General features: G+C 70.2%; 8 protein-coding genes. 2 read left to right on the top strand and 6 right to left on the bottom strand.

Annotation, left to right across the window (positions count from 1 at the left end):
• Positions 1-49: 49 nt before the first annotated feature.
• The 5 genes from ABD188_RS04755 to ABD188_RS04735 all read right to left on the bottom strand — a co-directional run bounded on the left by ABD188_RS04755 (position 50) and on the right by ABD188_RS04735 (position 9,982).
• Positions 50-2,401 (bottom strand): PEP/pyruvate-binding domain-containing protein, encoded by a 2,352-nt coding sequence (locus tag ABD188_RS04755; protein WP_344059033.1) that lies wholly within the window; start codon positions 2,399-2,401, stop codon positions 50-52.
• Positions 2,402-2,465: 64 nt separating this feature from the next.
• The gene (locus ABD188_RS04750; protein ID WP_344059031.1) at positions 2,466-5,084 is read right to left on the bottom strand and encodes a helix-turn-helix transcriptional regulator; all 2,619 of its coding nucleotides are present in this window, start codon (positions 5,082-5,084) and stop codon (positions 2,466-2,468) included.
• A gap of 86 nt (positions 5,085-5,170) precedes the next feature.
• The gene (locus tag ABD188_RS04745) at positions 5,171-7,102 is read right to left on the bottom strand and encodes a multicopper oxidase family protein (RefSeq protein WP_344059029.1); all 1,932 of its coding nucleotides are present in this window, start codon (positions 7,100-7,102) and stop codon (positions 5,171-5,173) included.
• A 9-nt stretch (positions 7,103-7,111) separates the two neighbouring features.
• The gene (locus ABD188_RS04740; RefSeq protein ID WP_344059027.1) at positions 7,112-7,642 is read right to left on the bottom strand and encodes a DUF6220 domain-containing protein; all 531 of its coding nucleotides are present in this window, start codon (positions 7,640-7,642) and stop codon (positions 7,112-7,114) included.
• Positions 7,643-7,876: 234 nt separating this feature from the next.
• On the bottom strand, positions 7,877-9,982 hold the full coding sequence (locus tag ABD188_RS04735) for an acyl-CoA dehydrogenase family protein (RefSeq protein WP_344059025.1): 2,106 nt from the start codon (positions 9,980-9,982) through the stop codon (positions 7,877-7,879).
• A 270-nt stretch (positions 9,983-10,252) separates the two neighbouring features.
• Between ABD188_RS04735 and ABD188_RS04730 the strand changes: the two genes are divergently transcribed.
• Together ABD188_RS04730 and ABD188_RS04725 are read left to right on the top strand one after the other, a co-directional pair.
• On the top strand, positions 10,253-10,762 hold the full coding sequence (locus ABD188_RS04730) for a GNAT family N-acetyltransferase (RefSeq protein WP_344059023.1): 510 nt from the start codon (positions 10,253-10,255) through the stop codon (positions 10,760-10,762).
• 153 nt (positions 10,763-10,915) lie between these two features.
• The gene (locus ABD188_RS04725; RefSeq protein WP_344059021.1) at positions 10,916-12,181 is read left to right on the top strand and encodes a GNAT family N-acetyltransferase; all 1,266 of its coding nucleotides are present in this window, start codon (positions 10,916-10,918) and stop codon (positions 12,179-12,181) included.
• Positions 12,182-12,369: 188 nt separating this feature from the next.
• Here ABD188_RS04725 and ABD188_RS04720 read toward each other — a convergent pair whose 3' ends face one another.
• Positions 12,370-14,181 (bottom strand): glycoside hydrolase family 3 protein, encoded by a 1,812-nt coding sequence (locus ABD188_RS04720; RefSeq protein WP_344059019.1) that lies wholly within the window; start codon positions 14,179-14,181, stop codon positions 12,370-12,372.
• Between the last annotated feature and the right edge of the window lie 24 nt (positions 14,182-14,205).

The raw sequence follows: 14,205 nt of genomic DNA, 5'->3' as shown, positions 1-14,205 counted from the left end.
AGCCGGTCGTGCAGTGAAGCGGCCGACGTCTCGTCTCGCGGCGACTCGCTCAGCGACGCGGCGGGAAGGCGTGCCGTCGGATCGTTCCTTCACCGCCGTCGACGGTGATCACCTCACCGTCTCGGATCGCGTCGGTCGCACCGACAGCAGCGACGACCGCCGGAATCCCGTACTCTCGCGCGATGATCGCGGGATGCGAGAGGGACCCGCCGGCGTCGGCGACGAGGCCGCCGATCATGGGGAAGATGACCGACCACGACGGACGCGTTCCCGGGCACACGACGATGTCGCCGGGTTCGAGCACGTGGAAGTCCGCCTCGGAGTGGACGATCCTGGCCGTGCCGGTGACGCGTCCCGCCGATGCCGGCGTGCCCCGCAGCACGCCATCCTGACCCGTGGAGTCCGCTGTCACTCTCGGCATGATGAGCTCGCCCATCAGCATCTCCGCCTCCGTCGGTGTGCGCTCGGCCCGCGTGAGGCCCGTGAAACGCGGCGGAGCCCCCGGGTCGATGCCATAGCTGATCGGACCCGGATGCGCGATCGCCCACGCCCGCTCACCGCGTTCGCGCTGAGCGCCGTCGCGGATGTCGGTCAGCGGATCGCGCGACCCCAGCGCCGCAGCGGCTTCCTCGGGCGTCAGGTGGAACACGTCCTCGGGAAGGTCGAGGGTCCCGCGTGCCGCGAGCCGCCGGCCCACTTCGAGCGCCGCGTAGCGCACCACGGCGAGGGGCGCGTCGATCGTGAGGAAGACATTGTCGTCACGGAGGCCGTACACGCGCTCCGCGGTCGCCAGCAGTCGCTCGAACTCGGCCCGCCGAGCCGGCCGCAGTCGCGCCCGCGCTCGCGCGGCCACGCGCGCTCGCGCCTCCGCCTGCGCCTGCTCGGCGTCGACGGAGCCTGCCTGGCGTGCCGCATCGATGAGCACGTTGAGCAGGTGCGGTGACTCCGCGAGCGTGGGTTCGGCGACTTCGATATCGAGGGCTCGACAGCCGAAGTAGCGCTGGAACTGCTCGAAGGCGTCGGCGCGCTCGGCGCTGCCGGGCGGCATGGCGGCCAACGCAGCAAGGGCGCGGCCCGGCTCCGATGCGACGTCGGCGAGCCCGGAGAGGAGATCGAGTGTCTCTTCGGCACTCCAGCCGATCTGTGCGCGACAGAAGTCGACGAGCTGGAAGATGCCGATCGAGTAGGGCATCGCGAGCCGGAAGTGCAGTTCGGTGCTCCTGATGAGCGTGCCCGCGCGCTCTCGCAGCTGATCGGCCAGTTCAGCGTCGTCGAGTCCCCCCAGATCGACGTCCTGGAACGAGAGGATGCCGGCACGGAGTTCTTCGCGACGCCGGTCGTTCCACTCGTCGAGCAGCCGCTGCGCGGCATCCGTCTTCATAGCTCGCCGTGCCGCGCGCAATTGGCGCCGTCCCTCGCGAGAACCGCGGATCAGCAGCGACACGAGCCAGCCCGGCAGCCTCGGTGGGGACTTCCCGGGCGCAGGCGGCGGCGCACCGACCGGGACGATCGTCACGTAATGCCAACCGCCGATGCGGGCACCGGAGAAGGTCGCGAGCATCCCGAACTCCACGACCATGGGCCGCACCGCGCGATCCTCGTCGATGACACTCGCGGTCATGCGGGTGCGCGGCAGGCGGCCGTGCGTGGGGTCGCGCACCCAGTAGCCCGGCGGCACGACGACCTCGACCGGCACCTGCTCCGCGAGCGCCGTGACAGGTCTCGACTGCAAGAGCCATACGACGCCGTCCGCGACGGCCCACTCGATGTCCTGCGGACCATGTCTCGCGTCCTCCGCGGCCAACGCGAGACGGATGAGCTCGCGAAGCGCGGCGCGATCGATCGGTCCGTCATCCGCGACGATGTCGGCGCTGCGAACCGATCCGTCCACCGCTCTAGGGATGCGGGTCTCCCACGGTGTCTCGGCTCCCGAGACGAGTGCGTCACCGAGGCCCGACACCGCATTGACGATGATGAACGTCGCCCCGGTCACCGGGTCGATCGTGAACACGACGCCGGCCGCTTCCGCGGCCACCATCTGCTGCACGATCACTCCGCCGTTCTCACCGATCGAGGCGAGGACCGTGTCGACAGCCGATGTCATGGCCTCGACGTCGTCACCGGGGACGTTCAGGACTGTCTCGAACTCGCCGGCACCCGAGGAGGTCACGCCATCCTCCCCCTTCGACGACGATCGGACCGCGACGGAGCGCCAACCGTTCTCGCGCGCCGCGTCGACCGCCGCTGCCGCGATCGCCGGCGCCGATGCGAGCGGCGCGGCATCGAAGACCACGCCGGGCGGAACGGGGAATCCCGCGGTCAGCAGCGCGCTCAGTCCTGCCGCCTTGCCGCCGTGGTGCGCGGCGGCGGATGCCAGAGGTGTCGCCTCGATCGTTCTCATGTGGCCATCGTCCCGCCGCGCCGAGTGCTGCGGCATCCGGACTGGTACGTACCTTCTGCGCGGTTCAGCCATCGTCCGCCTCGACGGCCGACACGGCGCCGAGCTTCGTGATCAGACCGAGGCGCGAGTCCACGCCGAGTCGCCGGTACACGTGCTGGAGGTGCGTCTCGACCGTCCGCTCGCTCAAGAAGAGCCGGCGCGCGACGTCCGCGTTCGTCAGCCCGGCCAGGACGAGGTCCACGACCTCCGACTCGCGGCGGGTCAGCTCACCGACTCCGCCGCGACGGCCGCCGATGCGCACGCCGAGCGTGCGCGCCAGGCGCCGCGACCGGTCTGACCAGTCGTCGAGGCCCTGGGCGTCGAAATACGGAACCAGGCCGACGACGGCGGCGCGCGCGGTGGGATCGGCGCGCTCCGCAGCGAGTTCGGCCCACTCGAGCCGGGTCTCGGCGGCGAAGCCCCTGAAACCCAGCCGCTCGAGCGTGGTGGCGCTCTCGTCGAGGGCATCGGCGGCGTCGCGGCGCCGACGGGTCGGAACGAGCATGAGTGCCCGCACCCGCTGCGCGAGGGCGGCCGCGACGAGGCTGCCTTCGAGGCGATCGAGCTCGTCCAGCGCGCGTTCGACCGTGGCGGCGTCGCCGTTCAGGATGGCGAGGCGTGCGAGCAGGAGCGGGAGCAGGAGGCGCGCCGGCCCCTCGACCCGCTCCAGACTCAGGTCGACCGAGGGCGGCATCGCGCCCGACTCGCGGAGCGCGAGCTGCGCGCGCGCCAAGAGCACGATCGCCGCCAGGCGCAGATTCCCGTCGAGCGGGAACAGGCGGCCGGCCTCGGCGATGAGCATCCGCGCCCGCGCGAGGTCTCCGCGCATGGCACTTATCACGGCGACCCAGCTGACGCAGCGCACGATCCCCCGCGGGACGGGTGACAGGCGCGTCGCGGTGAGCGCACGTTCGGCACGCGCCGCGGCATCGAGGACATCACCCTGCAGCAGTGCGACACTGGCGCCGTGGATGATCGCAGACCCCTCGACGACGCGTGGGATGCGCCCCGCCAGGGCGAATGAGTCCCCGTCCGCGTGCCGGAGGGCGGCGGCCAGATCCCCGTAGAGCGTGTTCAGGCGGATGAGTTCGCGCTGGATTCCGCCGTAGACGATGACCGAGCTGTCGCCGGCCATCCGGAGGGCGCGCTCGGCCTCGGCGCGGGCGAGCACGTGATCGCCCGCCATCGAGGCGCGGATGGACGAACCGAGAGCTGCCGCACCGCGCTCCGCAGCCGAAGCCGCGTCGCCGTCCAACGCGATGAGCTGCGTACAGACCGCGTCCAACTCCACGGGATCGTTGTCGCGATCGACAAGGAAGAGGCGCATCACCGCCACGTCGGCAGAACGTTCCACTCCGCCATCGGGCGGTCCGCTGTACGCGAGGGGGACGGATGCCGGATGGCCGCGGTCTGCCCGGACATATGTCCGGTTGAGCTCGAACTCGGCGATCTTGGTCGGGGAGGCGGCATCCTGGAATCGCTCCGCGCGTCGATACACCTCATGCGCCGGCTCGATCCTCCCACCCTGGTAATACGCGATGCCGAGTTTGAGCAGCACATCGAATGCCGCAGCCCGGTCGGCCGTGGACCCGCGGTCGGCCGCGACCTCGAGCAGAGCGGCGGCGGCCGCGAGGTCGACGGCGGCCCCGAGCGGATCGAGGGCTTCGAACCGCCGCTCGGCGGCCGCCGTCAGCACGCTCGTCGAGAATGCCCGCGGCAATCGGTCGGCGACCGCGTGGACGTGCACCGCGGTCTCGCGGGGGTCGACTCCTTCGAGGCTCGCCAGTGTCTCGGCGTAGGCGACGTGAAGCGCGGCCGCTCGACTGGCCCCCACCTCTGCGGCGATGACCTCGGCGACGATGGGGACGCCCATCGGCAGCCTGACGCCGTCGACCTCCACGAGTGAGGCTGACTCGAGCTCGGCCAGGACCTCATCGAAGCTCTCCCGTGAGGCATCGCCGTCGCGCAGAAAGACCCTCTCCACCGCAGCGGCACGCACGTCACCCCCGCCGGTGACCACGACATCGAGAAGCCGTCGCGCGGGGGGCGTCAGGTCGCGCAGCAGATCGTCGACGGCGACGCGCACCGCCGTTCCCCTGACGCCGTCGCCCTCATCCGATGCGAGCACGGCAGCGAGCAGACGAAGCCGGCTCCCCGAGTCCGCCGCTAGTCGCACCGCCCGCTCAGCGTCGACAGCGGGCGCCGCCTCGTCGAGGCCCGGAGCCCGGACGGCGATGACCGCAACATCGGCATCCAGCGGCGAGACATCCACGACGCAGGCCGGATCAGCGCGCACCGCATCGCGCACCACCGTCTCGAGCGGCTCCCCGAGCGGAGTCCGTCCCGACAGCAGCACCACACGAGTGCCGTCGGCGATGCCCGCTCGCAAGCGATCCACCGCTGCGAGCGGCAGGCGCTGGGCGTCGTCGATCCACCACACCGGCGCCGTCGCATCCGACGGCAGTGCCCCCTGTGCGCGCGCGACCTTCGCGCCGAGCGGCCGCAGCGCCTCCTCGACCACCGCGCTCGTGCCCACGCCCGCCGGCCCGCAGACGACGACCACAGAGGTTCCCTCCCGATCAGTGCGCTCGAGGGCGGCGACGACCCGGCTCACCACGGCCTCCCGTCCGAGCAGCTGCGTCATGGCGTCCTCCTGGCCCCGCCGACAAGGTAGCGCGCGTACGGCTCGAGCGCACCGGGAGCCCGTGACGTGCCGCTCATCGGCTCCATTCACTCGGGGGCGTTCGATGCGTGGCCGCCGCGCATGAACGGGGTCGTGATACCCCGGTAGGCGATGTGCAGCACCATGCCCAACGCAGCATGCTGCAGGTTGTGGCAGTGATCCATCCAGATGCCCGGGTTGTCTGCCACGAAGGCGACCTCCCACACCTGCCCGGGTCCGACATCGAAAGTGTCGAGCCACAGCGGTGCCGCCGGTGGCTGTCCGTCCACGGACAGCACTCGAACGGTGTGACCGTGTGGATGCATGGGGTGGGTCTCGAATCCTCGATTGACGACGGTCAGACGCACCACGTCACCCTCCGCCACGACCGTGGAGGGGATGTGCGGATAGGCCGCGCCGTTCACGGTGTACGCGTACTGCGGGATGCCGTTCACAAGCCGCGGCAGACGGTCGAGCACGTACGTCGCTTCGGCGTCGAATCGTCCCGATGAGGCCGCCGCCGCGATCAGGGCAGCGGCTGACTCGTCGGGTGGCGTCGATCCGATCACCTCGGTGAGCGGATCGAACGTGCGAGCCGGGCTGGTCGACAGGGGAGCCTCGTCGGACGCCTGGCCGAACACTATCGCTGCGCTCCGCGAAGCTTCGGGACGAACCGCGACGGCGCTCCCACCCATCGTGAAGCCCAGATCGAACCGACCGCCAGCCGGGATCTCGATCGCGACGTCTTCGAGTTCGTCGGTCTCGACCGGCGCGCCATCGATCGCGAGCACCCGGAACACCGCGCCCGACACGGTGAACCGCTGCGGGAGCTGGTCCGTGTTCACGATCCTCGCACGCACCGTTTGTCCGGGGGCCGCTGGGGTGTGCTGAGCGTGGGTGTCGGCACCGAACACGACGGCTCGCCCGAACGTGTGCAGCGGCAGCACCACGTCGACATCCTCGGCGGATCCCTCCGCCGGCAGCACCACGAGCGTGCCGTAGAGGCCCCGTGCGACCCCTTCCGACCCGACCTGGTGGGTGTGATACCAGTACGTCCCGGCGCGGTCGAGGGCGAACGCCGTCTGGAACGATGCACCGGGAACAACGGCATCCTGTGTCACGCCCGCCACGCCGTCCGAGGCTGCGGGAACGGGGTACCCGTGCCAATGCGCCGTCACGCCGCCGGCGATGTCGACGTTGTCGAGGCGCACGTCCAGCACGTCGCCCACGGTCGCGGTGATCGCCGGACCCCCGAGTTCTCCGAACGTCCAGGCGGAGAGCGTCTCACCTGAGGCGAGCGAGATCTTGTCCTGCTTCGCGATCAACCGTACCGAGACACGAGGGGCCGCCGCGTCGACGTCGCCCACGAGCTCGACCACCGGCGTGCCCTGCTCCTCACGCGCCTGAGTCGTGCCGTGTTCGTGCGCCTGGAATCCCTCGTCCGCGAGTGACCCCGGAACGGTCGTGCCCACCCACCCGACGGTCACGGCCGCTGTCACAGCGAGCGTGCCGACCACGGCGGTGAGGGCGAGCGGCCTCCGACCCCGATGCAACGTGGCGTTCGCCCACGCGGCCGTCCCCGCGAGCACCGCGACCACGACGGCGATACCGGCCCAGAGAGGAACAGGCGCACCGATCACGAGCGTGAACACGAGCTCGCCGACGGCGGCAAGCGCCGCACCGCCGGCGAGTGCACCGGCGGCGGGCGATGCCGTCGCGACTCCCACAAGCGCGGCGACCGTCAGCATCGCGGAAAGGGCGAGCCCCCAGACACGATCGACAGCGAAAGCCTCGGATGCCCGTCCGAGCGCCACCGTTGCAGCCACCCTGCCGAGGAGCAGGACGGTCACGGCCACGAGAGGCAGCCGCCGGACCGTGCGCGGCAGCACTCCGCCTCCCTTCGGCGGACTCGCCACGGATCTCACCGCGAGCATCATCCAGACGACGGCGGCGGCGAGCGCGGCTCCCCCGCACCCCAGTTGCAGGATCGCCGCGCTCATGACACGCCCCTACGGTGCGGGTGCGCGGCCGACCGACTGTCGCGATGGCTCACGTACCAGATCGATGGTCTCGCGGTCAGGGGCTGGTGCCGCCGACGATCCGACGGATGCCGCATCTCGCGCGAACGCGAGCTTCCATGCCCGTGCGGCGACGATCACCGACACGACCAGGATCGCGAGACCGTTGATCGGGTGAAGGCTCAGCAGCATCGTGGCTGCGAGCGGCGGATGCGGCGTCTCGGGGCCGATGTTGAAGACCAGGCCCGTGATGACGAAGATGAGCGTCTGCAGGGCGAGGAGACCGACCAGCAACGCGCTCAGCCAGATCGTCCGCTTCCCCGCCCTCGCCAGCGCGGCGAAAAGCAGCGAAAGCAGGATCAAAAGCGGCAGGACGACCCTGCCATTCCAGCCGTGGATGGCGAACAGGCGGTCGGTGGGATCGCTGAACACTCCCATCCCGGCGAAGTACAGCTGCAGGACGACGGCGATGACGAGCAGGATCGTCACCATCGAGAACGCGATCTCGAAGAATCTGCGCACGGTCACCTCCTGGGTGTGCGGCCCGTCGGCGACGGGGCTGTCCCGAAGATATGGCCGCCGCGTCCACCGGGGAATCCGTGCCGCCACGTACATTCCCCACGCGCATCCCCGAGGGCGGCTCACCGCGTTTCGTCTCGGTCGCTGCGCTCCCTCGCTCAACGACCGAGGGCGATCCCAAAGACGAGCCCCGGTCGTCGAGCGAGCCGAAGGCGAGATGAGACGTCCCGAATGCGCCTACTTCTTGTTGGCGACCTTCTCCGAGATCGGCGCCTCGCCCGACTCGGCGAGCGCCGCGTAGTAGGCGCGGGCCTCATCCTGACGCGCGCGCTCGGCACCCGACGAAATGGACGCACGCACGTGCTCCGGCTCGTAGCCGAACGCGTCGACGAGGTCCTGCGCGTGGGGGCGCAGGCGCGCGCACAGTCGGTCGATGTAGCTCGACACCGCTCCGGCGCGCTGGGTCGACAGGCGCCCGTTGAGGAGGTGCCAGGAGAGGTGCTTCTCGATGAGTCCGAGCCCGAACAGGTCGCGCAGCCATGTCAGCACCTGCTTGGTGCCTTCGTCGGCGGTGCGGTTGACGGCATCCGTGAACGCCTCCCACTGCAGCAGCTCCGCGTGTGCGCGCGCCGCCTCGATCAGCTCGGCCTGATTGGCGTTGAAGAGCGCGGCCGCCCCCTGAGGTGTGAGACCGGATGCCGGGCGCAGCCGCGCCGCGATGTCGGCCACCATGCGCTGCACGCGTCCGGCGAGCAGGTCGTGCTGCTGGTCGGCTCGGAGTCCGCGCTCGACGGACCGAGCCGTCGACCCCAGGTCGCCGACCGCCTGGCCGAGCTGGCGCAGGCCTGCGCCGTGGAACAGCTTGCCTGCGGTCTCGGTGACGGCGAACGAAGCGAGCTTCGCGGCATCCGCCCCCTTGAACTGCTTGGCGTAGTCGCTCAGCAGTCGCTTGCCGACCAGCTGCAGCAGGACGTTGTTGTCTCCCTCGAACGTGACGTAGATGTCGAGATCGGCGCGGAGCCCGACGAGGCGGTTCTCGGCGAGGAAGCCTGCGCCGCCGCACGCTTCCCGTGCTTCCTGCAGGGTGTCGAGCGCGTGCCAGGTCGACAGCGGCTTCAGGGCCGCGGCGAGCGTCTCGAGGTCTTCGCGATCGGTGTCGGAGTCGGCATCGCCGCTGAAGACGCCGTCGAACTTCCTGAGGAACTCGTCGTGCGCGAAGATCGACGCGTACGTCGTCGCGAGACGGGTGAGCAGGCGCCGCTGGTGCTTTCCGTAGTCGAGCAGCACGACCTCGTCGGTGCCGGCGCCCGAGTCGAACTGACGACGCTGGTTGGCGTACGTGATGGCGATGTCCAGACCGAGCGCTGAGGCCCACGACGCGGCTCCGTCAAGCGAGACACGACCCTGGACGAGCGTGCCGAGCATCGTGAAGAACCGGCGGCCCGGGCTCGAGATGTAGCTCGAGTAGGTGCCGTCGGCCGCAACGTCGCCGTACTTGTTCAGCAGGTTCGTGCGCGGTACGCGGACGTGGTCGAAGTGCAGGCGGCCGTTGTCGATGCCGTTGAGGCCGCCCTTGAGCCCGTCGTCCTCGCCGCCGATACCCGGCAGGAAGGCGCCGTTCTCGTCGCGCAGCGGCACGTAGAAGCAATGCACGCCGTGGTTGACGCCGTTCGTGATCAGCTGCGCGAAGACGGTGGCCGCGATGCCGTGCAGCGCGGCGTTGCCGAGATAGTCCTTCCAGGCGCCGCGGAACGGCGTGTGGATGACGAACTCCTCGGTGTCGGGGACATACGTGGCGGTGGTGCCGATGGCCGCGACATCCGACCCGTGGCCTGTCTCGGTCATCGCGAACGCACCCGGGATCTCGAGGCTCATGATGCCGGGCAGCCACTTGTCGTGGTGCTCCTTCGTGCCGAGCTGCAGCACCGCAGAACCGAACAGGCCCCACTGCACGCCCGACTTGATCTGCAGGCTGGGGTCGGCCGACACGAGCTCTTCGAACCCGGCGATGTTGGCACCGTTGCTGTCCTCGCCGCCGTACGACTTGGGGAATGCGCGGTGGACGGAGCCGTTCTCGACGAGCAGGTGCAGCTGGCTCAGCACCCGCTCGCGGTGCTCGTGCATGCTGAGGCCGTCGACGCGGTGGAATGCCGGATCCTTCAGCATCGCGCGAGCCTCGCGCCGGGTGTCGGCCCACGTGCCGAGCAGCATGTCGGTGACCGCGGCGATGTCGATGCGAGCATCGGATGCCTCAGCCGCCGTGTGCGGCGCGGTCGGCGCACCGCCGGCGGGCGTGCGCCGGCTCGTGGCGGGCTTCTTGGAACGGACAGCGGCGTCGGCCATGGAAACACCTCTCGGGGAGGGGGAAGAAGGTCACGCTTACGGTAGGACCTCCACAATGGTGACTCAAACCGGTTGGAGCTGTTCGACAATCCAGTTCGGCCATGTGTCCGCCTCGACTTGTGTCCAGTCCACACCGGACGCAGCTGGTGCCTCGCCGCGCAGAGGCGGGGCTGGCGGATGCGGCTGGGAAGACACGGGCTCGGCGGGCGGAGCCGGGGTGGCGTGCGCAGGCGCAGACCGGGACGATGGAGAGGGACCGGAAGGACGTGCATGCGCGTGACGCTGGAGCGCTGGGGAGCTGACGACATCGAGCTGCTCGAGCGCGCCAATTCTCCCGAGATGACACGGTTCCTGGGCGGGCCCGAGAGCGACGACGCCATCGCGGAGCGCCATCATGACTACCTCGACCTGTGGGAGACCGGCGAGGTCGTGATGTTCCGAGTCGAGGTGGACGGTGTCGCTGCGGGCTACGCCGGCTGGTGGACAGAGGTGCACGAGGATGCCCCCGTCTATGAGATCGGCTGCGTCATCGAACCGGCGTGGCAAGGGCGCGGCGCCGCGTCGGCAGCCCTTGCCGAGGTCGTCCGGCGCGCCGTCGCGACCGGAGAAGGACGTCCGATCGTCGGCTATGCGAACGTCGACAACGCCGCCTCGAACGCCCTGTGCGAACGCGTCGGCTTCTCGCTCGTCGGAACGGGCGCGTTCGCGAGCGAGGGCGAGCAGGCAGGGATGTCGGTCAACGTCTGGATGATCGACCCCCGCCGCCCTGGCGGGCCGTGATGGCGCAGGTCCGGGTTTCGCAGGCTCTGCGCCGAGGGATGCTGTGAATTCTGGACCGGGGGCACGCTGGGCCGACGACGGATGCGGCGGCCCGGTGTTCCCCGTCGGACCCCACGCGCAGAATGAGCCGGAGGCGTGAAAGGCGGGCGGCGGATGACGGTCACTATCGAGCGGTGGGGGGACAACGACCTTCCCCTTCTCGAGCGCAGCAACACCCCCGAGATGACCGCGCACCTCGGTGGGCCCGAGACCCCCGAGCAGCTCGTGGAGCGGCAGGCGCGCTACCTGAGGCTGTGGGAGACGGGCGAGGCGCGGATGTTCCGCATCGAGGTGGACGGCGTCCCCGTCGGCGGAATCGGGTACTGGAAGGTCGAGCACGATGGCGTGCCCGCATGGGAGACCGGGTGGAACGTCGAGCCGGAGTGGCAGGGCAGGGGGATCGCCCGCGAGGCGCTGCGCCTCGTCATCCGCCGCATCGTCGACGACGGCACTCGAACGCTCCTCGTCGCGTACCCGGGCGTGGACAACCCTGGCTCGAACGCCCTCTGCCGGGGCGCCGGGTTCGAGCACCGTGGCTCGGACACGATGCCGTGGCGCGGCGGTGAGCTCACGTTCAACACCTGGATGCTGGACATGTCGCCGCTCGACCTCGAGGGCCGCGAACCGGACATGGAGGAGACTTTCCGCGGACCGGGGCTCGACGTGACACGGTGGTCGCCGTTCTACCTGCCGCACTGGGCGTCGCGCGCGACGACCGAGGCGCGCTGGAGCATCGGCGACGCGGGGCTCGAGCTGCGCATCGACGGCGACACCCCGCCGTGGCCGCCTGCGATCGACGGTGAGCTGCGGGTGTCGCATCTGCAGACCGGGCAGTTCTCCGGTCCGGTCGGCAGCGGGATCGGCCAGCACAGGTTCCGCGACGGTCTCACGGTGCGAGAGGAGCAGCCCGAACAGCGACTGTGGCTGGCGCACCACGGCGTCATGGATGTGCGGCTCGCTGCCATCCGGCATCCGGATGCGATGGTCGCCTTCTGGCCGGTCGGTTTCGAAGACCGGCCCGAGAACTGCGGCGAGCTGTGCATCGCCGAGATCTTCGGCGCGGAACTCGATGACGACGGCGGCTGGGTCGGCGTGGGGGTCAAGCCGCACCATGACCCTCGCCTTCGTGCGGACTTCGAGAAGATCCGCGTGGACGGCGACCTCACGCGGTTCCACGACTACGCCGTCGAGTGGAGCCCGGAACGGATGCGGTTCTTCATCGACGGGCGCTGGGTGAAGACCGTGGCGCAGTCGATCAACTACCCCGTTCAGTTGATGCTCGACGTGTACGAGTTTCCTCGTGCGGACGGCACGCGAGACACCGCGGCGCTGCCGCACGTGTTGCGGGTGCGGCGCGTGCGCACCTTTCCCCCGGGCTGAGGCGGCGCCGGGGCACCACCGGGAACGAGATCAGGTGAATCGACGGATTCAGGACGAATTGCGCTGATTCGTCCTGATCTGGTCGATCTTCCTGAATCGGATGCCAGGGCTGGCCGGAGCGCGGAGGGGGGAGCGCGGGGGCTGGCCGCGGGGCGGGCCGCGCCGCGGGCTCCGGCGCCGGGCTCGGCCTACAGGCTGAGTCCGTGCCCGAACCGGAACAGCGGATCGGCGGTGTCGAACGGCACGTCGGGGCGGGATGCCTCCACCGCCGCCATGGAACGCGGCAGGTCGAACGGCAGTCGGCCCTTCGGCTCGGCGGCTCCGGTCAGCACGTCGAGCAGCGCTGCCGCGCTCGCGCCCCAGTTCAGCGTCACGGCTCCCGCGGCCTCGACGATAGGCGTCAGCACGGCGGGCCGGTCGGCAAGGACGTCGACCACCGTCGGCACCGCCGCGGCGACCTCGCGCACGTGTGCGACGACGTCGCCCGGGTACTCGAGCGAACCGGCGTGGAAGAAGTTCTCGAACGTCGACCCGCGCTGCTCGAACGGGGCGTGCAGGCGCAGGATGGCGGCATCCGCCTCCGCCGGAGAATCGACGACCACTCCGAACTGTGCGGCGACGTCGCGATCGATGCCCTCGACGTAGAGGCGCAGCCCACTCGCGAGGGGCAGCGTCGGGGCTCCGTCTGCTCCGACCACGTTCGTCAGCAGGGTGATCGACGCGCGCTGCGCCGCGTCGCCGGCGGCCCGGAAGTCGGCGCTGCCGACGATCTGATCGGCGGCATCCTCGTCGACGAACGGGTTCTCGAAGAGTCCCAGCTCGAACTTCTCACGCAGGATGCGGCGGGCCGACGCATCGAGTCGCTCCTCCGACACCGAACCATCCGAGACGAGTTCGAGCAGCAGCTCGGGGCATGCCTCTCCGCCGAACTGGTCGGCACCCGCCTCGATGACCTTGAGCATCCGCTCACGCGGGGTGAGGTGCTCGACACCCCACGCGCGCGCCGGGAACGGCTGGCCGAAGATCTCAGCGTCGTTGATCAGGCCCCAGTCGGTGCACACGACGCCGTCGAACCCGTAGCGCTCGCGCAGCAGACCCGTGATGACGGACTTGTTGAAGCCGAACCCGACCTCTTCGTACTCGGTGCCGACCGGCATGCCGTAGTAGGGCATGATCTGGCGCGTCCCCGCCTCGAAGGCAGCCTCGAAGGGCTTGAGGTGCAGCTCGAACTGACCGCCGGGGTACACCTGCTCGCGACCGTACGCGAAGTGCGGGTCTTCGCCGTTCAGCTGAGGACCGCCGCCCGGGAAGTGCTTCGTCATGGTCGAGACCGAGCCCGCACCGAACGAAGCGCCCTGGAACCCACGGATGTACGCGGCACCCAGGCGCCCCGACAGGTCGACGTCCTCGCCGAACGTCGCCACCTGGCGCGCCCAGCGCGGCTCGGTCGCGAGGTCCACCTGCGGGTGCAGCGCGACGCGCAGCCCGACGGCGGTGTACTCCTGGCGCGCGATGTCGGCGAACCGCTCGACGAGCTCCTCGTCGCCGATGGCGGCGAGGCCCATCGTCTCGGGCCACTGCGAGAACGGTCCGGCCATGATCGCCGCACCCGGATTATCGCTGAACGAGTGGCGCGGGTCGGTCGAGAGGGTGACCGGAATGCCGAGACGAGTGGATGCCGCGAGCCGCTGCAGCGCGTTCTGCCAGGCCGCGATCTCGCGGCCGCTCGGCGCGCCGCCCAGCAGATTGAAGTGCGTCATCTGCTTGCGGTCGATGAACTCACGGGCGGAGGGTGTGCCGAAGATCGGGTTCGGCTCGTCGAGGTCGCCGATCGCGATCATGGTGTGGAAGAACAGACCCGCCTTCTCTGCGGGCGTCATCGCCTCGAGGAGGAGAGCCACACGCTCGTCCACGGCGAGGCTCGCATCCAGCCAGGGTCGTTCCGCCGGTGCGGCGGAAGCGTCCGGGTGGGAAGCGGCGGTGGTCTCGACATCGGTCATCGGTGTCACTCCTTCGTGCGTACG

The sequence above is a fragment of the Microbacterium pumilum genome (assembly GCF_039530225.1).
Taxonomy (GTDB): domain Bacteria; phylum Actinomycetota; class Actinomycetes; order Actinomycetales; family Microbacteriaceae; genus Microbacterium; species Microbacterium pumilum.
This window is presented reverse-complemented; position numbering and strand designations above follow the sequence as displayed.